Source organism: Pelodictyon clathratiforme (assembly GCF_982375515.1).
The window spans coordinates 333951-359750 of record NZ_OZ455102.1 but is presented as its reverse complement, the minus strand read 5'-3'; the positions used below and the strand labels follow the sequence as shown (position 1 = coordinate 359750).

The 25800-nt window shown below is 47.1% G+C and carries 25 protein-coding genes and 1 pseudogene; 1 reads left to right on the top strand and 25 read right to left on the bottom strand.

Going from position 1 to position 25800, the window contains the following annotated elements:
- Positions 1-6: 6 nt before the first annotated feature.
- The 18 genes from AC56AD_RS01860 to AC56AD_RS01775 all read right to left on the bottom strand — a co-directional run bounded on the left by AC56AD_RS01860 (position 7) and on the right by AC56AD_RS01775 (position 20032).
- The gene (locus tag AC56AD_RS01860) at positions 7-1344 is read right to left on the bottom strand and encodes a TolC family outer membrane protein (RefSeq protein WP_012507205.1); all 1338 of its coding nucleotides are present in this window, start codon (positions 1342-1344) and stop codon (positions 7-9) included.
- 38 nt (positions 1345-1382) lie between these two features.
- Positions 1383-2564, bottom strand: a complete 1182-nt coding sequence (locus AC56AD_RS01855) for a beta-barrel domain-containing protein (RefSeq protein WP_012507204.1) — start codon at positions 2562-2564, stop codon at positions 1383-1385.
- 33 nt (positions 2565-2597) lie between these two features.
- Complete coding sequence (locus tag AC56AD_RS01850; protein ID WP_012507203.1) at positions 2598-4310, bottom strand: type I secretion system permease/ATPase; 1713 nt, start codon at positions 4308-4310, stop codon at positions 2598-2600.
- Positions 4311-4334: 24 nt separating this feature from the next.
- Complete coding sequence (locus AC56AD_RS01845) at positions 4335-6056, bottom strand: type I secretion system permease/ATPase (protein ID WP_012507202.1); 1722 nt, start codon at positions 6054-6056, stop codon at positions 4335-4337.
- Positions 6057-6207: 151 nt separating this feature from the next.
- Entirely contained in the window at positions 6208-6420 is a 213-nt protein-coding gene (locus AC56AD_RS01840; protein WP_012507201.1) for a DUF6447 family protein, read from the bottom strand.
- 529 nt (positions 6421-6949) lie between these two features.
- Positions 6950-7843, bottom strand: a complete 894-nt coding sequence (locus AC56AD_RS01835) for a DUF4438 domain-containing protein (RefSeq protein ID WP_041526384.1) — start codon at positions 7841-7843, stop codon at positions 6950-6952.
- Positions 7844-7889: 46 nt separating this feature from the next.
- Complete coding sequence (locus AC56AD_RS01830) at positions 7890-8624, bottom strand: hypothetical protein (RefSeq protein ID WP_012507199.1); 735 nt, start codon at positions 8622-8624, stop codon at positions 7890-7892.
- A 175-nt stretch (positions 8625-8799) separates the two neighbouring features.
- Entirely contained in the window at positions 8800-9009 is a 210-nt protein-coding gene (locus AC56AD_RS01825; RefSeq protein WP_012507198.1) for a cold-shock protein, read from the bottom strand.
- Positions 9010-9237: 228 nt separating this feature from the next.
- Positions 9238-10188 carry a WD40 repeat domain-containing protein gene (locus tag AC56AD_RS01820; protein WP_012507197.1) on the bottom strand — a complete coding sequence of 317 codons (951 nt, stop codon included), beginning with the start codon at positions 10186-10188 and terminating at the stop codon, positions 9238-9240.
- A gap of 121 nt (positions 10189-10309) precedes the next feature.
- Entirely contained in the window at positions 10310-11446 is a 1137-nt protein-coding gene (locus AC56AD_RS01815) for a glycosyltransferase family 2 protein (protein ID WP_041526622.1), read from the bottom strand.
- A gap of 63 nt (positions 11447-11509) precedes the next feature.
- Positions 11510-12394 (bottom strand): ATP phosphoribosyltransferase, encoded by an 885-nt coding sequence (hisG, locus tag AC56AD_RS01810; protein WP_012507195.1) that lies wholly within the window; start codon positions 12392-12394, stop codon positions 11510-11512.
- A gap of 27 nt (positions 12395-12421) precedes the next feature.
- Entirely contained in the window at positions 12422-13168 is a 747-nt protein-coding gene (locus AC56AD_RS01805) for a UDP-2,3-diacylglucosamine diphosphatase (RefSeq protein WP_012507194.1), read from the bottom strand.
- A gap of 9 nt (positions 13169-13177) precedes the next feature.
- Positions 13178-13891: a diacylglycerol/polyprenol kinase family protein gene (locus AC56AD_RS01800; protein ID WP_012507193.1), complete on the bottom strand. Its 714-nt coding sequence runs from the start codon at positions 13889-13891 to the stop codon at positions 13178-13180.
- 305 nt (positions 13892-14196) lie between these two features.
- The gene (locus AC56AD_RS01795) at positions 14197-15600 is read right to left on the bottom strand and encodes an IS1380-like element ISPph3 family transposase (RefSeq protein WP_498983727.1); all 1404 of its coding nucleotides are present in this window, start codon (positions 15598-15600) and stop codon (positions 14197-14199) included.
- 149 nt (positions 15601-15749) lie between these two features.
- A complete protein-coding gene (locus tag AC56AD_RS01790; RefSeq protein ID WP_012507192.1) occupies positions 15750-16757 on the bottom strand; it encodes a UbiA family prenyltransferase in 1008 nt (335 codons plus the stop codon).
- A gap of 120 nt (positions 16758-16877) precedes the next feature.
- On the bottom strand, positions 16878-18200 hold the full coding sequence (gene miaB, locus AC56AD_RS01785; RefSeq protein WP_012507191.1) for a tRNA (N6-isopentenyl adenosine(37)-C2)-methylthiotransferase MiaB: 1323 nt from the start codon (positions 18198-18200) through the stop codon (positions 16878-16880).
- A 40-nt stretch (positions 18201-18240) separates the two neighbouring features.
- Positions 18241-18852, bottom strand: coding sequence for an iron-sulfur cluster assembly scaffold protein (locus AC56AD_RS01780; protein WP_012507190.1), 612 nt, complete (start codon positions 18850-18852; stop codon positions 18241-18243).
- Complete coding sequence (locus AC56AD_RS01775; RefSeq protein WP_083765341.1) at positions 18836-20032, bottom strand: cysteine desulfurase family protein; 1197 nt, start codon at positions 20030-20032, stop codon at positions 18836-18838. Before AC56AD_RS01775 ends, AC56AD_RS01780 begins: the two co-directional genes overlap by 17 nt.
- A gap of 459 nt (positions 20033-20491) precedes the next feature.
- Here AC56AD_RS01775 and AC56AD_RS01770 point away from each other — a divergent pair, with 459 nt between their 5' ends.
- Complete coding sequence (locus tag AC56AD_RS01770) at positions 20492-20938, top strand: peroxiredoxin (protein WP_012507188.1); 447 nt, start codon at positions 20492-20494, stop codon at positions 20936-20938.
- A gap of 89 nt (positions 20939-21027) precedes the next feature.
- Here the strand turns inward: AC56AD_RS01770 and AC56AD_RS01765 are convergent, their stop codons facing one another.
- The 7 genes and pseudogenes from AC56AD_RS01765 to AC56AD_RS01735 all read right to left on the bottom strand — a co-directional run bounded on the left by AC56AD_RS01765 (position 21028) and on the right by AC56AD_RS01735 (position 25792).
- A complete protein-coding gene (locus AC56AD_RS01765) occupies positions 21028-21315 on the bottom strand; it encodes a Fic family protein (protein ID WP_012507187.1) in 288 nt (95 codons plus the stop codon).
- Positions 21316-21347: 32 nt separating this feature from the next.
- A complete protein-coding gene (gene tsaA / locus AC56AD_RS01760; RefSeq protein WP_012507186.1) occupies positions 21348-21815 on the bottom strand; it encodes a tRNA (N6-threonylcarbamoyladenosine(37)-N6)-methyltransferase TrmO in 468 nt (155 codons plus the stop codon).
- A 231-nt stretch (positions 21816-22046) separates the two neighbouring features.
- Positions 22047-22349, bottom strand: coding sequence for a (2Fe-2S) ferredoxin domain-containing protein (locus AC56AD_RS01755; protein WP_012507185.1), 303 nt, complete (start codon positions 22347-22349; stop codon positions 22047-22049).
- A 186-nt stretch (positions 22350-22535) separates the two neighbouring features.
- Positions 22536-23900 (bottom strand): PAS domain-containing protein, encoded by a 1365-nt coding sequence (locus AC56AD_RS01750; RefSeq protein ID WP_012507184.1) that lies wholly within the window; start codon positions 23898-23900, stop codon positions 22536-22538.
- A gap of 409 nt (positions 23901-24309) precedes the next feature.
- A pseudogene (locus AC56AD_RS01745) lies at positions 24310-24432 on the bottom strand (transposase); the annotation flags it as partial.
- A gap of 399 nt (positions 24433-24831) precedes the next feature.
- On the bottom strand, positions 24832-25254 hold the full coding sequence (locus AC56AD_RS01740) for a PspC domain-containing protein (protein ID WP_012507182.1): 423 nt from the start codon (positions 25252-25254) through the stop codon (positions 24832-24834).
- A 142-nt stretch (positions 25255-25396) separates the two neighbouring features.
- The gene (locus AC56AD_RS01735) at positions 25397-25792 is read right to left on the bottom strand and encodes a DUF4431 domain-containing protein (protein WP_012507181.1); all 396 of its coding nucleotides are present in this window, start codon (positions 25790-25792) and stop codon (positions 25397-25399) included.
- Positions 25793-25800: the final 8 nt, after the last annotated feature.

Here is a 25800-nt window from a genome sequence, read left to right as displayed (position 1 = left end):
CAATAGTTATAGCCTTTTTGTCGTCGCAAGCCATCCGTTCACCTCTTCAACGTCACCGGCGGACAGCGTCCCTGAGGCTTGCTTGAGCATAAGGCGATTGAGGATATACTGGTAACGCGATTTCGCAAGATTTCTTCTGCTTGAAAAAAGCTTCTGTTGAGCATCGAGAACATCGACATTCGTACGCAGTCCTGCTTCAAATCCTTTTTTCGTACCGGTCAAGGCAATTTCATGAGATTGAACCGCCTGTTCATAGGCATGAATCTGGGCGATACTGCTGACAATCCCGTTGTAGTACTTGCGAACATCAGACTGAACTCCCCTTTCCTGGGCACTGAGTTGCTCCTCTGCCTTGAGCCGTTTGGCATATGCTTGACGCACAGAAGCACTTGCGTAGCCACCGGTATAAATTGGCATACTCATCTGCAGACTGACCGAATAGGTATCGTAAATAGAACCGATTGAATAATTATTTTCACTCTCCGAGTAGTTTCTCCCGGCAACAAGATCAACCGTTGGATAACGGGAAAATTTCTGTTTTTCGATCTCCTTTTTTGCAATCTTGATTTCCTGGTGTCCGCCAACCACATCGTAATTATTGACAAGAGCCAGATCAATCCATGATTGAACATTTCCGGGTTCCGGCTGGGCCAAAAGCAGCTTTTCAGGCACAACTCTACAGAGTTCATCAGGATACTCTCCCGTAAGATGCTCCAGTTCACGACGGGTGAACTCAACACTATTGACAATCTCCAATCCATCAGCCAGCGCCATATCATAACCTGCCTGTGCCTCGCTGATCTCGGTAACTGTACCAAACCCCTTCTCAAAACGTTTTTTAGCCTGCTGAAGCTGCTCCTCTGCTGCCTTGACGAGCGTTTGACTGAAATCAAGGTTATCCTCTGCATACAAGGCATTACAATAGGCCTCTGCTATCCTGACCATCAGCGAAGCATCCTCTTTCTGAAGGTCAATATCACTTTTTACAGCCACAGCCTTAGCCTGCTTATAGCCAACAAAATTCGACAAGTTAAGCAACGGCTGGCGAACTGAAACACCGTAGTTAATCGAATTATAATAACTGGCAGTCGTTCTCCCTGCAAGGCTGGTATATTGCGTCGCATTTCTACCCCTTGCTGCGTTCATACGTACAGAGGGGCGCAACTGGGCCCTCGCCCTGCCAACTTCCTCCCTGTATATCAGATTATCAGCCTGTGCGGCACCTAACCGGGCATCATACTCTCTTGCCTTCTGCAAGGCTGTCGAAAGATCAATCGGATCTCCATACAGCGGCAGCGCAATAAACATCCCTGCAAAAGCAATCAGACAAATCCATAGCTTCATGACCGCCTCACTCATCACGTTTAGTTCTCAAAACAACCCTACTCCTCTTTCATTGATACCGCAATCCTCTTGATCAACGGATCGACAAGATAGGTCAGCAACGACCTTTCGCCTGTCTTGATAACGACCTGTACCGGCATTCCCGGCTGCATCTCCCGACGGCCAAGGGAGGTCATTCCTTCTGGAGTCACAGAGACTCTTGCAAGGTAATAGGATGCACCTGGTGTCATCGGATTAACCTGGGGATCTGTTACAATATCTTTCGAGAGCGATTCAACTACTCCCTCTACAACGAGCTGCGGAGAGTGTGCAAATGAAGAAAAGCTCACATCAACCGGCAAACCGTTATGAATACTGTCGATAAGATGAGGAGCAACTTTGGTGTCAATAAGAAGGCTCTCATGAAGCGGCACAATATCCATAATTTTCTGACCAGGCTGGATAACCGCACCTACTGTCTGCACCTGCAAACCAACGACCTGCCCTGATGCTGGTGAGCGTACCTCCGTATCGGCCAGCTCTTCAGCAAGCGCTCTGGTTTTTTCACCATCGGCCTCCACTTCAAGCTGTACCTGTGCCAGTTGGGAGGCGGTACTGCTCTTGAATTCTGCAATCTTCAACTCTAATTCGTGCTGCTGGTTTAATGGCGCATAACCCTCTCGTGCCAATGATGTCATGGCCTCAAGTTGCTTATTCAAAATCTGCAGCGATACACGGCGCGACAAAAAAAGCTGGCGCTGGTTCTGCATATTCTGTTGAGCCAGTTGACGATCAGGTTCTGTCAACAAATCTTTATGAAACGTAATTGACGGGGCACCACGCATTTCAGCAATTAAACGGTCAGCCGTTGCACGCATGCCCAGATAATGCTGATGCACCTCATCATAACGAGCCCTTGCCGTCTGACTGTCGAGCATGATCAGCACATCTCCCTCTTTAACCATCTGACCCTCCCGAACATTAACTTTCTCGACCCTGCCTCCACGCAGATTTTCCACAACCTTGCGCTTTGTAGCTATACTGACCAATCCCTGACAGGGAACACCCTCATCAAGCGGGGCAAAGGCAGCCCAAAGCAGAAAGCTGCCAAATCCGATAAGTAATATCCATATGCCGAGCTTTACGGGACCGCGGGTATCACGATACTCCTCACCCTTGTTACCTGTCTCCTTCTCGTCTGGAGCAAGCTTCACCTTTGCCATTATATCACGAATACTCATTGCTATCGTTTAAACATTTTTCAAAAGCCGAAATCAGCCCGGGGTACCCGAAGCTGGCCGGGCGCTCCCTGCACGTAAAGCCGATAAAACTTCATCACGGGCTCCACAACGAACAATTTTTCCATTCTGCATCAAAACAATCAAATCTGCAGCAGCAAGAACAGTGGGCCGATGCGTTACAAGAATAACTGTTTTACCAGCTTTTCTCAAATCCTTGACTGCCTCCAGCAATGAACGTTCACCGGCATCATCAAGATTCGCGTTTGGTTCATCGAGCACCAGAAGAGCTGGATTGCCATACATCGCTCTGGCAAGGCCCAGACGCTGTCGCTGACCACCCGACAGCATTCCTCCGGCATCACCGATCTGCGTATTGTAACCATGCGGAAAACGCAAAATCATCTCATGAATACCCGTACGCTTAGCTGCCTCGATCACTTTTTGAGAATCAACCTCAGCAAAACGGGCAATATTGTCAGCAATCGATCCATCAAAGAGCTCAATGTCCTGCGGGAGATAACCAATATGCGGCCCAAGTTCCATCCTGTCCCAGCTCTCAATCGGCTCACCGTCGATGAGAACACGCCCTTTTGTATCGGGCCATATCCCGACAATACAGCGCGCCAAGGTTGATTTTCCCGATCCAGATGGGCCAAGTACTACGGTCACCTTGCCAGAAGGAAACATTGCTGTAAGATCATCAAGAATGGGGGCCTCACGTCCCTCGGCAGAAGCAGATAGTCCTTCAAGCCTTATCTCACCAAAAGGATCCTGATGTTTGGTTCCAGGATGACGCTCCGGAAAATCCTCAAGGAGTTTCTCCAAACGAACAAAGGCCGTGCGAGCCTGAACAAATGGTTTCCAGGTAGCAACCACCAGATCAAGTGGCTGAAGAGCTCTCGACATCAGCACATTGGCAGCAATCATTGAACCGGCTGACATTTTTCCTTCAATAACCATAAGAGCACCCGCACCAAGCGTCATCGACTGCATGCTGTAACGCACAAACTTGGCAAATGCCTGCTGGCGATGCTGACGATCCAGAGAGTCCTCTGCCTTGGCCAGCGAAGCGTCATGCAACATGAACCAGCGTTGACGAAGGTTCCCGGCCATACCCATAGCATGTATCGGTTCAATATTTCGAAGTTTGCTCTGCACATAGCGGTAACTGTTGTTACCTGCATCAGCCGCAATCTGTATCTCCTTCATGCTCATCCGATTGCTGAGCCAGGTCACGCCAAGCTGAATAAAGGCAAAAAAGATAGAGAGATAACCAAGAAACGGACTGAGAAAAAAGATTACCGCAATATAAACAGGCGTCCACGGAGTATCGAAAAAGGCAATCATGCCATTGGCCGTCAGAAACTGGCGAATATTGGTCAGATCCGAAAAGGCCTCTGCAACATTGTGTTTGGTACGGTTCAGGTATGCTTCAAAGCTTGCCTTAAAAACCAGTGAATTGAGCGCTTCATCGAGCCTGACCCCCGCCCGTACCAAAAGGCGCGAACGAAGCCACTCGGCAAAAGCCATAACCGCATAAAAAAAGATCAGAAAAAAGGTCACCATAAGAAGCGTCAGCTCACTGCCGCTCTTCATGACACGACCATAGACCTGAAGCATATAGATGGTGGGGGTCAGCATCAGGATATTGGCAATCATACTGAAAATACCAACCCACATAAACTCTCGTCGAAACTCCCAGAGCTGACGGGATAATGCACTGCGATTAAAAAATTCAGGTTTCATAAAGGGTCTGTTTGCATATAAGAGTTAGCCCTGAGGCTTTGGTTTCAGAGGCTGCTGCTGGGCCGCTGATTGCGACTGAAGAGCCTCCATTACCTCCTGACAAGTACCGAAGCGCTGTACCTGCCCGTCAACCAGTACGAGCATATGCTCTATTGCCCCCAGAATATTTAAGCGATGCGTAATGACAATCACCGTCGTGCCCCGTGCCCTCAACAATTTTACCGCATTGAGCAACGCTGCATCTCCAGCTTCGTCAAGACTTGCATTCGGTTCATCAAGCACCACAAACTTCGGCATTCCGTATACTGCTCTGGCCAGAGCAACGCGCTGCCGCTCACCGCCGGAAAGAAACGAACCATCATCGCCTATCTGCGTGTCGAACCTCTTCGGAAGCGTTTCAATAAAATCCGAAAGCCCCACCATACGACATGCTTCATGCACTTTTTCATCATCAGGATCCCCGAAACGAGCAACATTTTCAGCAATGGTACCTTCGAACAACTCAACATTCTGGGGTAAATAGCCAATATACTGCCCAAGTTCCTCCTTGTCCCACTGATAGATATCATTTCCGTCAAGGCGCACCTTACCCTGCATGGCCGGCCACACACCAACCAGAAGCCTTGCAAGGGTGGTCTTGCCTGAAGCCGATGGACCGACAATCGCCAGCGACCCTCCCGGGGCAACTCTGAAACTTACCCCCTTGAGAATCTGCACCGGGCTTCTGGGAGCACCTGCTATAACGCCCTCAACTGCAAGAAAACCAGTCGGTTCCGGCAGTGACATCCCCTTTTCCTGAAGGGGAAACTCCTTCAGCAAGCCCTCCAGACGGCTGAACGACTCAAGGGCGCCTTCCACCTGACGCCAGCTACCGATAACCTGAACAAGCGGTGCGAGCACCCTTCCACCAAGAATGGATGCAACAATCATACCGGATCCATGCAACTCCCCTTTCAGTGTCAGCCAGCAACCCATGCCAAGCAAAAGAGAGGTCAAAAGACTTTGCACCAGCTTCGAAAGGGCTGAATTTGTTCCCGCATGGTCGGATGCTTCTGCCTGTTGCCAGAGAAACTCTTGTTGACGCTCCATCCATCGTTTATGGATATGACCAAGCATTCCCATCGATTCTATAACCTGGGCGTTACGAATTACCCCATCCGCATAGGTCTGAGCGCGCATCGCATTTCGGTTAGCCGCCAAAAGCGGTTCGCGGATACGGCGTTCATTAATCACTCCAATCATAAACTGCACCAGAGCACCAGCCACAGCAAACCAGCCGAGAGCTGGCGCCATGAGAAAAATAATTACCAGCACCAGCAAGGCAAGAGGAGTATCAATAAAGGCAAGAAAACCGGGAGAGGGCAAAAATTCACGAAGGGTCTTGAGATCACGCAGCGCCTGGGCACCCACTCCAGGAATGTTCTGAATCCTTGCCATAAAAACGGCGCCAAACACTTGTTCACGCAATCCCTTGTCGAGCTTCATACCAGCATCGTGCATCACCTGGCGGCGTACCCATTCCAGTGCCTCAAGCAGCAGATAGGCGCCTACTACCAGAAGCGTAAGCATCAGCAATGTTGTATGACTGCGACTGTTCACGACACGATCATACACCTCCATCATGTAGGCACTCGGAGCAAGCACCAGCACATTAACAACGAGACTGAAATAAAAGGCCCGTTTAAGAAAGGGAATGAGCGAAGCAAGAGCCTCACGCAAGGGAGATTTTTCTTTATTTTGTTTCACATCAGTTCATCCTTGCATGCATAATCATTCACAATCTGTTTTGTCAAAAATAAACATAACCAAGAGCAAAGGTACATACCTGCAGCCCACCTGTAGCTGTTTGAATGAGCTTCAGATGGCTGCAGAAAAAACCTTTAGGAGCAGACCAGTCTCACTCCTGCGAAGGAAGTGCTTCAATCAACGCCTGCTGATAGGCATTATGAGCCGTCTGGGCAATCGCCAACTGCATTTGCAGACGCCGGATTTCATTATCAGCAATCTTAACGTTCATCAATTGTTTTTGTGCTGTTTCAGACAATTCTGAAACGTTGTACGTTTTACCGTTGTGGGTCAAAGTCGGCTCTTCGTTCTTTGTTACAGGCATGATTACAATATCTATTTATCTTTTTTCAAAAAAAATGCACCAAACCGGCACACACGACACTCAGTATAGTATACCAACATTAAATATACAAACCTTCATTTCTGATTCATTCCCGCACGCTACAGCTCACATTATAGCACATCACAAGTCATTGCACCGTTAAAACCACATAACCTTATTGGTAAAAAAACGCAACAAACCCCTGACACACGACAGGCACTTTAATGTGAATTGCTTGAATCCATTCGACCAATAATGGCACAACTACAATCATTTCAAGCTACGCTTACGATCAACCTTGATCCAGGAACAGCAACCCAAATAAAAACTTCACTTATAAGTTAAGTTTTTATTTAAAAAAAACAACATTATAAAGCGAATAATCATAATGCCACAGAGCAACGACCTGCAGAATTACTGAATACCGCTAACAAATGTTCAGTCCCAATGCCGCTTCAATCTGTGCAATACCGGCAACCACAGGAGCCGGGGACAAGCACAACGAAACCAGGGATGAAACGTCACGGATTCATCCCCTTGCGAAAATCGTACCAATACCAAACAGGTCAGCGATATTGGCTTTCGGATCCAGAACTGGCCTGATCAACGGCGAGGCGGAGGTCATAAGAGTGGTGACTCCCGGCCCATGACCAGCTTCAAGACAGTCGCTGTGCACGACAATACCAATCGTGATCGCACCTTTCCGGTATGCCCTGCCGAAACGATTATCGTGATCCTGCAGAGCAACAAAATCGCCGAGTCGAATCTTGTCAATTCCGTACTCTTTAACGGTTTCCGCATCACTGGTCATGATATCGTAGTCCCCTTTTGCCACATGGGCAGAACCAATACCCGATCCCATGCAGACTGCAGGCACCAGAGTGGTGACGGGCACTTCAAGCACACAGCCTTCAGCTTCCCGAATCTTCATGGCATGAAGCAAGGCTGGATCGAGATTAAAAAGAGTAATATCAGGATAATCCATCAGCTTCAGCCCCTGCCCTTTGGCACGAATGATGATGGTGTCGGTGTAGAGCAGCTTCTCTTTGGCCTCGCGTTCAAAATCGACAATCACATGCTCCGATCCCCCATGATGACCGATCACACGTCCTGTTGAGCCTTTGGCCTCCCCGGTAGCGATGGTAGCGATATTTCCCGCACAGGAGTACATCTGCAGGCCAACATTGGGATGCTCGAAAGGTTTTTGCGTATCTGCGGTGCAACTGACGCCCGGCTCAATATGATCGCCTTGCCAGCCGAATGCAGGGTCGCCAACCTGAACATTCAGGGTAATGCCTCCGATGGAGGGAAGAAGAAAGGGCCTGCCCTGATGGTCAACCTCCCAATTGCCTCGGGTTCTGGGCTGTCCCGGCTGACATTGGAGCAGAAATTCTACAAGATGTTGTTCGTTGGTATGAAGCATATAAGCTGGGATAAAGGTTTTGTTCAGAAAAAAATCTCCGGAACATCTATGCATCGAATCCCGGTCGGATAAAGGCCCGCGCTGCGGGAAAGAGGACTTCGACTGAACGGCGCAATCGGTCAAGATGCACCAGAATTGATAACGTGCTGTCCTCTTCGGAAGGATACTCCCCATAAATCAGACTCCATGCGGCAAGAGAACGATCAATGGCAATCAAGGCAACTTTGGCTGTACCACATCCGTCAGCCTCCATCTCACTCTCTGATGAAGCCTCTCCGCTGAGGCGCCCTTCAACAGCACGAACAAGTTTAGGGTAAATAAAATACTGGTAATGCCGGATAACCTGGATCGGTTCTTCAAGAGATGGCGGTGGATGGATCAGCAAAGATTCTTCCGTATCGGGAAGTTCATCAGCAATAGCAAACCATTCATTAACCATTCCGGCGTAGAGAAGGGCAGCGCTCGCACAGGGGTGCTCTCGAGCATCATGCTGGAACGTTTCGGGTGGTTCAGAGTGAACGGTTTCCTTTTGCAGATCAGCAGATTCAAGACCCTCTCTGACGGCAATTTCACGGATAAGACGCATAGCCTGCACCAGCGCTTCTCCCATCTCCTCCCAGAACTGCAGATTCAATGCGTCAAAATTCTGCAAGGCCTCCACGCCCTCCCGTTCTTCCGCCTCAAGACGAAACTGAAGACAGCGCGAGGTAAATGCACAACGCTCGCACCAGCGATCGCAATAGATGTAGATACCCGGAATCAGGTCTGGTTCGCTGGCCATTACTGACGATGGTTTAATAATGGATGACAAAGATTCTTTTTGAACTTTCAGTACGGCTTCGGAAAAAGGATGGATACCCTCTTCCCAATACTGCCTCTGCAGCACCAAACAGCAAAGGACGCATGATAGTGCGTCCTTTGTTGTCTGAAAAACCGTCCTGTAACCGGAAAATAATTTAAAGAGGAGTTACATCTTCAGCCTGGAGGCCTTTTGCTCCCTGAGTTACTTCCATCATAACTTTCTGGCCTTCAACAAGAGTTTTGCGTCCGGTGCCATTGATAGCACTGTGATGTACAAAAACATCTTTTCCGCCTTTCTGCTCAATAAAACCGTAACCTTTTTCTTCGTTGAACCATTTGACTGTTCCTTCAACCTGAGTACCCATATCTACCTCTTTTTATTTTTGCCAGTTAAACTTGGCGTTACAATGAGCGAACCTCGACATGAGGCGCTCAAAAATGAATTTATTTTTCGTAAAATTAATTTACTCACTTTCAGCTAAATCAAAAAGGAAGTTCTGTAGTTTACGCTACTTTTTTAACATTGGCAAAAAAAAAGCAGAAAGCCTTCCGAAAGAGCTCCCGACCCCGATAACACCTATGCAGTAACCCTTCTATCTGATTGCCCAGAGCTTGATCTTGCGGTCATCACTTCCGCTGGCAATTATTTTTCCATCGGGAGAGACATCAACAGACTGCACTTCAAGCACATGACCCCGATAGAGATGCAACTGTTTGCCGCTCTCAATATCCCACAACCTTACTGTTTCATCATTAGCCGCACTGACAACCCTGGAGCCGTCCGGAGTGAAACAAACGCTTCTGACAGCGTCCTGATGGCCCTCAAATACCCTGGTAATCTCTCCGCTTGCAGCATCAAGAATTTTGACCATTGCATCGCGGCCACAAAACGCAATAAACCTGTCGTCCGGACTGAAGGCCAATGCATGAGAGAGACGATCGTTTGTTCTGTAATTCGCACTGTTTTTTCCGCTTTCAACATCCCATATTTTGATGACAGGTTCCTCGCCGCAACTGGCAATTGTTTTACCATTATGGCTGTAGGCAAGACACTCGATATAGGATTTATGACCCAGAAGCCTTGAAAGTTCCTCTCCTGTCTCAACACTCCACCGCCGGATTGTTGTATCGCGTGAACAACTCGCCACAACTTTACTATCCGGACTGAACGCCACCATACGCACTGCCGTATCATGACCTTTGCAGACATGAAGACATTTGCCGGTTTCAGCATCCCATATTCTTACCGTACTGTCGGTACTTCCGCTTGCAAGCAGTTTGCCATTGCGGCTGAAATCGATACACTCAACCCAGGTTTCATGCCCCTTCATGGTAAAGAGACTCTGCCCGGACGCAACATCCCACAGCATCACCGTTTCATCAAAACTGCCACTGACCAGTTTTTTGCCATCTGCGCTGAACTTCACTCCAAGCACCCTGTCGAGATGACCTTCCATCGTCTTTATCAGGTTGACATCTTCAATAACCTTTGGAAGTTTCAGTTCTACCTCTTTTTTCCCGAATATTTTCGATAAGAAACCCATAAGCTATGCTCTTGTTTGAATTGATACTCTTCTGGTGGCACCAGATCGCCTGGATGGATACGTTACATGCGAAGTGCCAATTTAAAAAAAATTATCACCTTCCCCGAATTCTCCCGCTCCATCAGGAAAAATTGTAGTTCCTTCCCTTCCAACTCGCACCTTTTCCGAATTTTATAGCATAAAATGAGTTGCAGGCGATGGCCAAAAGAACGACCTGTGAGAAGACATGCAACAAGGTCATTGCGAGTGACTGACGGAAAATACGGGCAATAAAGATCCTGCAGAGAAGAGCAACCATCATCTGCATCAGGGGAAGCCAGAAAAGCGAGACCGTGAATTCACCGGCAATGAGTGCGTAAGAGAAAAAGAGGCAGGGCACAAGATAAAGTGCGCTAATCATCAGAATCAGCACAAAAAGACCAGGTGTACTGTAACCGAGAGCTGCAAAGAGGTTTTTCGAAAACCCTTCCCAAATTTCCCTGAAATTATGATACATCCTGCAACTGACGATATCGGAACCATTGAAGGCTACAACGGTACCACCTGCTTTTTTCACACTCTTGCAGAGCCAGACATCTTCAACAATGGCCTCCCTGACTGCGGCATGACCATTAATACGGGTGTAACACTCCCTGCGGAAAAGAATAAACTGACCATTGGCAAAACAGAAAGCAGCCCTTCTGCTCGTCCGCACAAAGCGGAGCGGAAGGTAGCACATGAGAATAACATGAACCAGCGGCACCACCAGCTTCTCCCAGAATGAGCCAAGCTCCTGATGGGGCATCAGGGAGAGCATATCGGCTCCTGATGCCTGCATGGCTCCAACCGTACGCCTGAGTGCATCCGGTTTATGCGTGGTATCGGCATCAGTAAAGAGCAAAAGCTCACCCTTTGCCTGATGACCAAGCTGGGAACATGCCCAGCTTTTCCCATGCCATCCATCGGGAAGCGCTTCTCCCTGCACGATCCGCACTTTTCCGCCCGACTCCACGACGAGACGACGCAACAGCTCAGGAGTGGCATCGGTTGAGTCATCATCCAGCACAAGAATCTCGAATGGAGCATACTCCTGCCGCATGAGTGATCGCACACAGCGCTCAATGTTCAACGCTTCATTGCGAGCCGGAACAAGAACCGACACAAGCACACCCTGTTCAGGGCAGTGCTCCGGCATACCCGGCAAGTCGATCATGTTTCTGAGCAAAATGCCAAGAAAGAGCAGTAATGAAAGCAGTACCACTATCTGATAAAGGAGCATGGCGACCATAAAAAGGCCGCCCTTGCGGGCAGCCTGCAGGGTTTATAAATCAGGCAAAAGCTATCAGTCGATCAGTTTATTGATATTATACTCGAAAATCCCCTCTGCACCAGCCCGTTTAAGCTCAGGAATCAGCTTGCGTACCGTTTTTTCGCTGACGATAACCTCAAGGGCAACCCACTGCTCTTCAGCAAGACTGGAGATGGTCGGCTGACGAAGGGCCGGAATAATGGCAAGGATTTTGTCGATCGCTGATTTCGGGGCATTCATTTTCAGTCCAACCTTACCCTGGGCGTTGATAGCTCCAAGTAAAAGCATGGCCATATTCTCGATCTTCTCTCTCTTCCAGGGATCATTCCATGACGCCTTGTTGGCAATCAGTTTGGTATTGGATTCAAGGATGGTATCAACAATACGCAACTTGTTTGCCCGGAGCGAAGAACCCGTTTCAGTAACCTCAACAATAGCATCGGCAAGGTCGGGAGGTTTCACTTCAGTTGCACCCCAACTGAACTCCACCATGGCGTTGACCCCGTTTTTTGCAAGGTACTTCCTGGTAATATTGACTACTTCGGTAGCGATATGCTTCCCTTCAAGGTCTTTGACCGACCTGACCGTCGAGCTTTCAGGAACACAAAGTACCCAGCGAACCGGCCTCATCGATGCTTTGGAATAGACCAGATCGGCAACCTCGACAACATCTGCATCGGTTTCAATAATCCAGTCCTTACCCGTCAATCCAACATCAAAAGCACCCAGCTCGACATAGTGAGCCATCTCCTGTGCCCTGATCAAGATAGCTTCCAGCTCATCATCATCTATGGAAGGAAAATAGGAACGACTCTGAACGGAAAAATGAAACCCCGCCTGTGCGAAAAGATCGATGGTGGAATCCTGCAGACTTCCTTTCGGCAAACCAAGTTTCAGTACCTGATTAATACTATCCATAACAGCAACTACCTCTTGATATTAACGTTATAGCTCCCTGAGCTGAAAAAATCCATTTTGGAACACTCCATAGGGTGAACTGCCATCAATCCATGTCCCCAGATTGACATAGCTGCTGCGAGCAGCGGACAGCTCCCTGATTCCCTTGACATGGTTATGACCACACACAAAGTAATCAAACTCCTGTTCGACCACCAGGGATTCGGCAAAGTTTAACAAACGATCTGTCTGAAACACACGATCAGGAGGCTTGTGCGCACGACTGAACTGTGAAAACATTTTCATCATGCCTATAGCCAGATCCGGATGAAACCCCGACAGCAGAGCAAGATTGAAGCGATTCCTGACCAGGCGGGCAAAAAGCTTGTAACCAAGATCCCCTTTACCCAGGCCATCACCATGAGCAAAAATGAATTTGCGACCATCGTAAAGCAGCTCATGCATACCATAGAGCGTTTTTATGCCAAGCTCATCGTCAAAGTAGCGCCCGAGATAAAAATCATGGTTTCCTGCAACATAAACAACCTCAATATTGTGGCGCACCAGGTCCGACAACAGACACAAAAAACGGGTAAACCCCTTTGGAATGAGATGGCGAAACTCCATCCAGTAATCGACGATATCACCAAGCATATAAAGCGAACGACCTTCCGCCTTGATGATGGCAAAAAGTCGTTCAAGGTTTTCCATCTTGAGCTGCTCGCTTTTTTCATCCTGCAGACCAATATGCAGATCACTGATGAAATAAATAGGCTGCGTCTCTCCCTTCTTCATACGCTCATCTCACAAAAATGCGGAGGCGACAATAACGGCAAAAGGAATCGTCAGGTTATCGACCTCCTTGGGGCTTACTCCTTCAACAATCGTTGCAATCAGGGCGATAACGAGGATTTTTCCTGCATCAAACGATTCCGGCACAATGAGATGAACAAAAAAGAGTCCGGCACAGAGACTTCCGACAAGGAAGGCAATACTCCCTTCAACACTTTTATCACTGAGGATATGGTATTTCATTTTTCCATATCGGGTACCAATGATCGGTGCAAGACCATCTCCCCAGCCGAGCATGGCCATGGCCATCACTCCTGCAGCCTGCTTGTAATAGAGTGTACCACAGATCATGGCAACAAGCACAAAATAAAGGGTTCCTTTAAGCAGTTCACGTTTGTCGCCGGTACGGGTCATGGTTTTAACCGCCTGGTCATCTTCGGCAGCAAAAAGCCCTTTCTGGATGAGCAGCAGTGTCCATACAGCAAAAACCGTAATATTGAGATATTGTGACCAGTGTCCATCAACAAAAAGAGGAAGAAAAACAATGGCTGATCCGGCACAAATGTGCGTAATCTTGCGACTGATATCGCGGGGAAGAGAGTGATTGGTCACCAGATAATCCATCAGAGGAGGAACGCTGAAGACATAGACAAAGGTCATCAATGTAACCAGTGCGTTATGCCATACTACTGGAAGTGAAAAAAAGGTTACCTGTAAAGTATCCATAATGGCATCATGGTTAGTAAGTTCCTAAACTGAGCGATTCGTAAAACAGCAACCCATCCAACGTCAGAAATACAGAAAAGAAAAACAATTGAGACAAATTATAGCCAAACAGCCTGAAGAATCCTGATTTTATACCAAAAAAGATTATTCCAGACCCAATTGCTTGTCCATTTTCTGAACAGCAAGGCACTCATTTTAAAAATATTGTGACAATCTGAGCGAAATAGCTGTGGTAGGTTCTTTTTGGGCGCAACCTCCCCTCCAATGCTAATTGGCATAGGCATTCTATTGCCGTAACGCGTTGTTTAACACATCAAAACAGTAACGTTTAAACAGCGCTCAAAGAGTTTATCGAATTGCAGCCGATGAAAGCAGTCCGTTGGAACTTTCATCATAAGCTTTTTGCCATTACGAACAATTTTGGCTGCGGTATCAATAAGCTGCCGACGAAATGTATCTGCATAAACTGTTGTAGCAATAACTGATGAGCTGACATCTGCTTTGAAGCTCTCGAACAGATTATTACCAAGCAGCATGAGAAAGTACCATGCTGCATTAGCATAAAAATACTTGAAGGGTAATTGTTCTTCGCCAAAGTTTTTGATGGCACGGTTGGCCAATTCATCATTGCCACGCTGGTGATAGTTTCCGAGAATATCGTGAGCGAAAAGAAGATTCTCGGCACCGGCTTGATAGAGAAGTTCGTCAATCAAACAACAACCCATACCAATGTTGGTGACGATGACGCTATCAGTACCCAGTCCAGGTACGACAAGTTGCCGGTCATGCTGAATCATACGACTATAAATCGTCCGACGGGCCAAATCCCAAGTTTCTTGTTGACACATAAACTCGGTATACTCCCATATCTCCTTTTTATTGTGCGAGTTAAAGTTAGACCAATTGGCGTTCTCCTCCGCAGCTTTTTTTACATTGTCGTAAAGCTTTCCGCCGCATATATAACCAACATGCAACGACTCACAGGTTTTGAACAACTTCTGATCGTAGAAGCCGGAATCCATTCGAATAATGATCGGTACGTTAACACGATACTCCTTTCTGATCGTAGCAACAATATGACGTATCATCATTTCAACCGTTTGACCATGATTTGAATGATCTGAGCCAACACGGAAAACAGCATCAACAAAGTACCTGCCCCAATTCATTTGTACGGGATGAAAACCGTTGACTTTCTTGTACGTTGGTTCAACACCTTCTCGTTTCAGAGCATCATTATTATCCATCACCATAGAATCAATACCCAGTTCAATAACTGCGGGCTGATCAATTTTCAGACGCCACAAAAAAATCTTTTGCAATAAATAACGGAACAGCTTGACTTGATGAAAAGAGAAAATTCCAAAAAATCTCTTGACTGCATGAGACGATGCCAAGTGCTCTGGCTTACAGCCAATCAGCGGAGCATAGCTCCTTTCTTTTTTGAGCTGGTCGAACTGCGTCAGGTGACGGCTGGTACCATCCATAAAAAAGCACAACAATTGAAGAAGCAGATCAACAACCGGGACGCCTTTTTTGTTTTTTCGCATGGCACAAAACATTTCATCCATAATCGGCATGAGCTGAATACTCTGCAGATAGGTGGCGAACAATGTCAGCCCAGCACGGTTGGTAATACAATCATTGGTTGTCCCGACAGAACTGATGTGATGGTCTTTTTTGCGGCTATTTTTTGTACCTTTCGACATAGAGCTTCCTTATTTTTCTGTTTGTGTTGCATTACAAGTGGTAATTTCCCGTTACACATTTTAATATAACACTTTAACCGTAAATATGGGAGCTTTTTTTATAACAAATCGCTCAGTTTAGGTAAGTTATAAAGCCTCTGTAAAAAAAATTATTGAACAGTGATATACTTCAATCCAACCATACCGGCAACAAGCAGATTGTTGAGTAAAAAGAGAATGTTATTGGCAACCTGAAACCGGAGAAAGGTGTTGTGTTCCTGAATATCACTCTTGCCGATTGCATTGCCGAATCCATCATCAACGGCTCCCTGCAAGAACGAAATTCCACCCTTCGGATCTCGCAAAAGCTGAACCTGAAGAACCAGATTCAAAACAAGGCCAATCAGAACAAAAAACGCGGGAATCATAAACCCCCATGAATACGAGAGGTAAGCAAGAACAGAAAAAACAAGGTCAATAATAATAAAAGAGACCAGAAACGTTTTTTTTGCACCGATCATGACTGTCAGTGACTTGAGCCCACCATCCTTGTCACCTTCTGCCGACTTGAAGTCATTGAGGATAATCAAGGCTACCGCCATGAAAAAGTTCAGACTGGCAAGCCAGATCGCTTCCGGACGGATATCGCCGAACAGGGCGTTTGCTGATATAAACGAGACAAAACCATAGGAAAAGCCTACAGCAGGAGCTGAAGTGAGAATATTTTTTTTCAGCTTGAAGGGTGGAGCGGAATAGAGGTAGGCGACAAGAAGTGCGGCAAAAATCGAGGAGACGATAACCCAGCCACGATATCCTCCAATATGCACTCCCATGAATATTCCAAGTCCCATGGCAAGCAAAAGGGCAATGATACTGTTCCATAATCCCTCTTTTTCACTCAAACGACCTGAAGGAATCGGACGGGTTGGCTCATTGATCCGGTCAAGTTCAAGATCAAAACAGTCATTGACCGACTGACTGAATCCGGTACCAAGCGGACCAAACATCAAAAAAATAGCGAAAAGCAACAGATAATCGTGAAGCGTACCCTTCATGGCTCCTGACGCCATGACTCCTCCGGCAAGACAGGGAAAAACACTGATCCAGGTAACAGGATCGAGAAGCTCAAGATGTGCTCGTACTTTATCGGTAAACCCGGGTTTTGCGGAAACTGCCATGTGTTACTTCTCTCCGAAGCCCAAAAAGGGGCCGATTAAATGATAGGGGTAGTAAAGAGGGCAATTTACAAATACCAGTCAAGATAAAAAACTCCTAATAACAGGAAGGTTTGCAACATTTCACACGGGCCTGCCAGTCAGGGTTGCTGATGTGGCTGCAGTGATCAGCACCCTCACCAAATCGCCCGGACGATACCCTTCACGATCGAAAACCACTGCCCGATTACCTGGCGTTCGGCCCATGAGCTGTTCGGCAGAGCGCTTGCTTTCGGATTCAGCAAGCACTTCCACAACAGAGCCAATCGCCTGTTGAAAAAGCTCCCCCGAAATAGTATTCTGAAGATCAATAATCTCCTGCAGCCTTCGTTTTTTTACCACTTCCGGCACATCATCCACCAACGTACGTGCGGCAAATGTACCGGGTCTGGTTGAGTAATAAAACATATAAGCTGAATCGAACCGAAGAGTGGAAAGAAGCTCAAGTGAGGCCTGATGATCCTCCTCCTGCTCACCGCAGAAGCCGGCAATGATGTCGGTAGAGAGCGTAACGCCGGGAAGAAGTGAGCGAATCAGCGCTATTTTTTCCAGGTACTCTTCGATCGTGTGACCCCGGTTCATGCGTCCGAGCGTGGCTGTTGAGCCGGATTGCACTGGCAGGTGGATATGGTTACAGATGTTCGGGCGATTGGCAATGGTACGAACAAGTTCACCGGAAATATCTTTCGGATGGGAGGTGGTAAAACGGACTCTTGCCTGGGGAGCAGCACAACTGACGGCATCAAGCAGCGCTGCAAAATTCACTCCTTGTTCAGGATCGTCGTAAGAATTGACATTCTGCCCGAGAAGGGTAATCTCACTGTAACCGGATGCAACAAGCTTCTGAACTTCTCCCATGACCGCACGGAAGGGATGACTTCGTTCACGACCTCGGGTAAAGGGTACCACGCAATAGGCGCACATGTTGTTGCACCCTCGCATGACAGGAACAAAGGCACTGATTGACCCCTGCCTTACCGGATCAATGCCTTCATAGGTTTCAGCAACATTGAAGTCCAGCGAGAATGGCTTTGCCCCAGAGCGGGCCTGCTCAATAAGCTGCGGCAGGGTTCGATAGGTATCCGGCCCTGCAAGAAGATCAATGGCCGGAGAGGTGGCAAACATCTCCTCCCGCTGGTGCTGCGGAATACAGCCTAAAATCCCGACTATCAAGCGTTTATCTCTTTTTTTCAGCCCCTGCAGGTGTTGCAGATAATGCTCAATACGATCAACCGCATTCTCCCTCACCGCACAGGTATTGAGCAGAATAATTCCGGCCCGATCCTCGCTTTCTGCTGCAACATAACCAGCCTGCTGCAGCAGGGAGGTTATAGTTGCGGAATCCGCCTGGTTCATCTGACAACCGAACGTATGAATGTAAAAGGTGTTTTTCCCTCCTGTCGTCATCATCTCTGCTGTTTCTCAAACATCGTTTTTTCAGTGCGCCTCATGCCCCGAAATGAATATGCTTGAATTTTTCAAGCAGCAGCTCAGCTTCATCCTTGCACTGACCGCATACCGTGCCAAGTTTGGTTCGCTCCTGGAGTTCGAAATAGGTACGAGCCCCCTCAAGCACGGCATCCTCGATATCATGGTCAGTAATACTCATACACTGGCAAATCACCTTGACCTGCTCCTGTTTGACCTTCTCCTCCTGACCGTTGCGGGTATAATAGTTATTGATAGCCGAACGCAACGCCTTGTCACCAAGCACCGAGCAGTGAATCTTGTGATCCGGCAGGCCGCCGAGTTCCAGAGCAACCTCCTTGGGAGAGATATGAAACGCCGCATCGAGCGTCCTGCCCTTCACCATTTCCGACAAAACCGAGGTACTGGCAATCGCACTGGCACAACCATACGTTTTCCACTGACAGTCGGTAATGGTCTCTTTTTCCTTGTCCACCTTGATAACCACCATCATCTGATCACCGCACTGCAGATTACCCTCCATGCCGACTCCGTCAAAATCATCGGTATTCTCACCCTGGAGAATATTCTTGGGATTCATGAAGTGTTCCTTCAGTTTATCGCTATATGCCCATTCACCTGGTTGCAGCATGCAATCCTCCTTTTATATAAGCCGTTGACATATTTCTTATTCGTTGAATTATTGGTGGTAAAACATCAAGCAGGTACTCAACCTCCTGCATCGAACTTTCGCGTCCCATACTGAAACGGATCGAACCGTGGGCAAGCTCAGCATTGACCCCTGTCGCCAAAAGCACATGCGAAGGATCAAGAGAACCCGAAGCACAGGCCGAACCAGTTGAAACCGCAATACCCTGAAGATCAAGATAGAGAAGAATGGATTCACCCTCTACCCCCATAAACGAAACGTTAAGCGTACTGGCAAGAGCGTCAGTGGGGTGACCGTTAACATGAATATCATCAATACGCTCCTCAATACCCCTTCTCAGCACCTGCTTCAGATGCAGCAACCGCTCCTCCTCCTCCTGCATTTCAAGCGTTCTCATTTCCACCGCTCTTCCCATACCGAGAATTCCGAGAGTGTTTTCGGTTCCTGCGCGTCGCCCAAACTCCTGATGACCGCCCCGGATGAGCGGACAGTAGGGAATACCCTTTTTCACAAAGAGAGCACCCACCCCTTTCGGGCCATACATCTTGTGAGCTGAAAGAGTAAGGAAATCAACACCGAGTTTCCGGACATCGACCGGCATCTTCCCGACAGCCTGTACCGCATCGGTATGCATGAACGCTCCACTCTCATGCACCATTTTCGTGATCGTCTCAATATCCTGCAACGTGCCGATTTCATTGTTTGCCATCATGACCGATACAAGACCAACATCATCGCCAAGCATACCGGCAAGCTGGTCAAGATCAATTTTACCATACTGGTCAACATCGAGATATTTTACCCGTGCTCCCCGATGAGCAAGACATTCAGAGGTCTCAAGAACGCAGGGATGCTCAATTTTAGTTGTAATAATGGTGCCGCGCAATTTACCCCCTGGGATACACTGACTCGATGCGCAGACAAAAAGCGAGAGCACCGTATTATTGGCTTCCGAACCACTGCCGACAAAAACAATTTCCCGTTCATCAGCGCCAATAAACGCAGCCACTTTCCCGCGAGCGTCCTCAACATTTGCCCTTGCCTCACGCCCCCACGAGTGCATGCTTGACGGATTGCCAAACATCTCCATTGCCTCAATCATCTCCTTCTTCACCTCAGGGTGCAGCGGGGTTGTGGCATTGTGATCAAAATATACTTTCATCTCTGCCATAGTACTTTCAAAATTCGTTATTACAGCCTATGTCCTTCTCAAGAAAGGGAATAATAGCCAATAAACTCTCTTTATCACAACAACTGAGTTCATGCCCACAGTAAAAATGCAATGTTGTACGGAGACAGCAACGCACTTACAACACTTCGAAAGGCATAAAAAATGATCTCCATACCCTGAAACTCACTCTTGGATAATAAGACTTTTTTTGTCTTATTAAAATAAAAACAGGCCATCCCTTCTCTTTTTTTCGCCATTACACAACAATTTAAGCCCTGCGGCTTGATTGAAAGCGATGAAAGAGTAGCCCACACTCGTAACAAAAGATTGCGACCGCCCGGACATCACGCAAGAAGGGGAAAAATGATATGAGTTCATAACCCTTCGATAGTACTATATTACTTTTCAGAGTTGCAAAAAGCAGCCCAGCCTCCTAAATCGTCCGGAACCATGATAGCAGAACAGACAAAAGCACCAGCATTTACCCTTCCCGATTCCGCAGGGAAACAGATCTCTCTCTCAGACTTTGCCGGAAAAAAAGTACTCATCATCTTCTACCCCGGTGACGATACCCCGGTCTGCACCGCCCAGTTGTGCGATTACCGGAACAATGTTCTGGAATTTACCAAACGCGACATTGTAGTGCTCGGCATCAGCTCCGACAGTCAGGCCTCCCACAAAAGCTTTGCTGAACGCAACAAACTTCCCTTCTCCCTTTTAAGCGACACCGAAAAAAGCGTAGCAAAAGCCTATGACGCCCTCGGTTTTCTCGGTATGTCGCAACGCGCCTATGTGCTTGTTGATGAAAATGGGGTCGTCTTGCTCGCCTACAGCGACTTTCTGCCCATCATCTATCAGCCAATGAAGGATCTGCTGGCAAAAATCGATGCGGCGTAGACATGAGAGAGAGGTAAAGCAAGCTCAGAGCAGGGAAAGCAGCATAACAACTGATAAGCGGCATATGGCAGAAAAGCGTTTCAGCAATATCACTGATTTCCCAGCTCCTTCACAGCAACATATTTTTGCTTCGGACTGTTGGGCTTTTCCGGTATGGTCGGTACCAAAAAGCCAGCTTTCAGCAAAGGAGCCAGAATCTCTGCCCGGAAATGTTCGCGATGCTTTAATCCCAAGAATGCCTGAATCTCTTCTCTGCTTCTGGCTGCAGAACAAAACTCCAATATGGCCAACAGTTTATCCTCTCCGACTTGCTCGGTAACTTGCTCGGTAACTTGCTCGGTGACTTGCTCGGTAACTGCATCTGCACTGCAAAGCATGATCGGCTGAAGCCCAACACAAGCGTTTTGAGTTATTCCCTGTGTTTCGGTTTTTCTCGCAATTCTTTTGTTTCCGTCCATCCGTTATTGGCATTTTCCCGATAATCAAATCGGGGAAGATATGGCTTTATGTCAACAAGAGGCGTATTGTCTAATATATCTATCTCGCTTACATCGAGGATATTGTTCGTTCTTTTCTCCAGCTTTACGATAGACATCCCGATTCGATTCGGCCGACAAGGGTGACGGGAAACAAAGACTCCATGAGCTGCATCATCAAGGAATGTTGGTCGGGACAATTGAATCACTTCAGCTCTATCGAAAATATAGAAAAGGATCAGATGTGAAAAAGTTTCAATTGTTTCCAATCCCTCAACATATTCCGCGAAAAGCTCAATCCGCCCTTTCCCGTCAGGCACAACACTTCCTTGAATCGGGCACTCTGCTTTCGTTTTATAGGGTGAAAATATGGTACCGATTTGTTGTATTTGAAAATTCATATCTCCTTCACATCTCACTGATGGCGCTACTGACAGGTGGGCAGAGGCGGACAATCACCCAATCCCCTGGTTTGTGAGTATTGCAACTTCACGATTTCATGAACGTCCCGCCGGGATGCGCTAACCCTGGGTGATTCTTATTTTCCGTTTTTGGCTTATTCTTGTTTTCCGATCACATGAGTATCCTTCATAACACTGTTGTTCGGCAATTTTCAGCGTATCCCCTGTTTTTCAGTCATCTTCCAGGATTCGTTCGATGGCAGACACAATTTCATCCACATCATCAGGAAGAACCCCGGAAAACCATACCTTCTGAGGGTAAATCATCACATGAGAACCGTTGCCGCAAAGCCCCATACATCCTGATGTGGAAATCCTGACCTTCCCTTTCCAGCCTTTCTCGTCAACAGCTTGTTTTAACTTGTCTTTCGTAAGTTGACTGTTATTGTCTGCACACGATTTTTTTTCTCCCCCACGGTCATTGGTACAAACAAAAACATGAGCGACGTAAGGCATTTCACGTTGTTTCTGCATTATGGATCTCCCTGATAAGTAGTCAACAAAATGTAATCACGTAATCCAACGTTATCAGTTCATGAATCGTTAGCGTTTATCCTTCTTTTATTGCCGAATCAATTCCTGTAGAGCGTCTAAACATCACTGACGGGAACGGAGCACAGTGGGATTTCCGTCAGTGAGCATGGTATTGTTAGGAAATTCCTATCCTGTTATTCCAATATCTTTTTTCTTGCAGAATTCCGGATACAATTTTGTCATACATTCGGGACATATACCGTGGGAAAAATGCGCCTCTGTGTGTTTTGCAACATACGCTTCAACTTGCTCCCAGTACCCTTTATCATCCCTGATCTTTTTGCAGCTTGCGCAAATAGGAACAATGCCGCGCAATGTCTTAATCTCATTTAATGCATGACGGAGTTCTTTAATGGTATGTTGACGTTCTGCCTCTGCTTGTTTACGTTCAGTTATATCAATCATAACCGTCAGGTAATACTTAACACCTTGACTCTCGATAATGTCGCCCGAGAAAAGACCATCGAGAACAACTCCTGCCTTTGTTTTTACTTTTAGTTCAACTTCATGGATATTGCCATAGCAAGCGAGTGTATTGGCGACCCGTTCCTGTTCTTCTTCATTCGCAAATATACCTATTTCCGAGCCTGTCTTGCCGATAATCTCGTCTGCGGAATAACCAAGTATGCGAAGAAAGGCATCGTTGACATCAGTAAATATTCTATCAGGAATGCTGCTTACAGCCATCAAGGCAGGGTTCATTCTGAAGAGTTTGTCAAACTTTTGCAAAGCCTCCTGTTCTCTGCCAAGGTCTTGTGAAACGCCATAAATACAATCTGCTCCGTTCCATTTCCCAAACCATACCCGCGTTTCAACGGGAAGGATGGTGCCGTTCTTATGCATAAGTGGCAAGGGGCAAGTTGTCCGTTTGCCGGTGAACATATCAGTTAGAATGGATGTAGCTTCTTGCTGAACCGACTTAGGATGTAGATCAAGTATTTGTATGGTGCGCAATTCATCGGAACTGTAACCCAATTTATCAGAGGTTACGGGATTAGAGTATATAATCTTTCCGTCGCAATTACCGATTACAACAATATCTGATGTTTTTTCAATGAAAGATCGAAAATTTTCTTCGTGTTGCTTGAGTGCGGCCGCCGCCGATCTCTGTTCCGTGATGATTATTGCACAACAAACGATGTATTGAACACTTCCGTTGTTGTCAAACTTGGGTGTCTTTGTAATTTCCAGTAGATGCCGTACTCCATTTGAATCTGTTAGCCATTCTTCGGAGACTACGGTGTTGCGTGTTTCAAGCACTTGGCGGTTCGATTGCTCGCACAGGGCAGCAACATCTGCCGGAAACAGATAACGTAGTGCTTTGAATTCTATAGCCTGCTTGCGCATTCCCATAAAATCTGCATGGCACTGATTCACGCGCCCATATGTGAAGATGTCTGTAAGAAACCACATTTGAATTGGCACTGAATCCATCATCAGAGACTGTTGCTTTACCAGTCCCTGAAGGTCTTGAAACCTTTCGTCATTCATAGTTCACCCATATTTCATTGCTGTACTAACGCTATGGCGTTCAGCAGCGGCACGCAAGCGCCGTCTGCTGCAACGCCTTGTTAGACGGTACCCTACAGGCGCATCGCCATTTTGCCCAACTCCACGATCAAGGTACCCAGCACATTTCCTCCTGCGCCTTCGAGGATCTTTTGAATCGACAGAACGGACTCTCTGATGATGCCGACCTTGGGTTTCGACGATCCAACCTGGGATTCGACTGTTGCGATGTCTGCAAACAGCCTGTCGGAATTGACGTTTTAGGAAAAATAGCAATGCTATCGTCCATAAACTGCAAGTCCCCTTATTTTTTGATTTTGGTCATTTATGACGATACTTTTTTCTGTTGAAGAGATAAAACAGGGGCAATCAGGCGCTTTTACCACAATATTCAAGCCGTTATCTGGCGTAACACATGCAATCGCTTCAGATTCCAGGCAATACTGACAAGCTCCCATTCACCTCTTACATTTTCTATGCCTCTGAGCAGAAACTGCCGGAAGCCCATCACTGCTCAGATAACACCGCTTCGTGGCATGGGTGTTAGGCTGCTTTGGGTTTAAACAGGGGCTTTCGCGGTGGCAGGGAAACCAGCCTCTTTTCCGTTTGACTCTGACGCTTAAGAATATCCTCAAAGATAGCGTCGGGATCATGGTTAAACTTCTCAGCATATTCTTCTCGAAGCTCACGCGTTTCTTTTACTATTGGGTCTTGCCACATAAAATCAGCCCTCCATCAGTTCTTGTGGTGTACAAATTATTGGCGGTTCATAGCCGAATTCTCTACACAGAGATTCGATTTTTGGCCGCACAACAGCATTAGCAATATGAGTACAATTCCAGGTAAGCAGATACACGATAATAGCAATAGAATATGCAGTAACAAACAAATGCTCTCCGATTTTGCTGCAAAATCAAGCTACATCTTTCGTCGGCAACTTGGGCAAGAGAAGGCTTAGCCAGTAAATCCAAAACAAAATGCTACTGGTTATGATGATGAGTATGACGAATGCAAAGCGGGCAACTCCATGATGGATACCGAAACGATGCGCTATCCCCGCACAAAATCCTGTCAGCATTTTCTGGTCGGAAGAGCGGTAGATACCGCTGTATTCCGGTGGACGGGGCGGAGCCTCACACTCCACAAGCGGAGACGGAACTATAGGCTTTGGAAACTCAACACCCTCAATATTGCCGAGCTTCGTCCAGCTTGAGCTTCCTTTTTGCAAGACATCATCCGAAGGCAGAAAATTGCCCGTCCGCGCTCCATCAATGATCTGTTCAAGAGTGAATTCCCCTTGAATTATGCCCTTTCTGGAGATTCTCAAGTCTGCCATTTTCTATCCTCCTTTTTATTGGTTTGCCGCAGTTATTAAGAACCCGTGAGTGCGGAATTCGCTTTCGCGGGCCTAATATTTAGGTGAGGGGCACGGAGCGATCAGCAGCGCTGATTGCGGAGCAACCCTCACGACCGCATTGTTAGGGGATGATTGATCCAACATCCAATAACACCGACGTGAAATGGTGACCATTGTCAGAGTGGAACAGAGTCCCATTCAACTTGACAGGCTTGCCTTTCAAACTCTTGAATTTAGCCATATCTGGTTTTTTTAATACCAAATGCAATAAAGTAACGCCTAACTCCGGTTGGCAATCGGTTTCCGTTGGTGCGCACAGCACCGATATAGATTTGTGCAGCCTAACAGCAGGGAACTGATGCGATTTCTCATCGTACGTAATTTCTGGATCGGCTATCGATGAAACCAGAACACCTTCGAGCGTCACAGGCACATCGTACCTGTAGCTTTGCGCAAAAACATCGGAACAAGCAAGACATAATGCGACTGACAAGAAAACATGCAATTTCAATTTCATAATTTAAA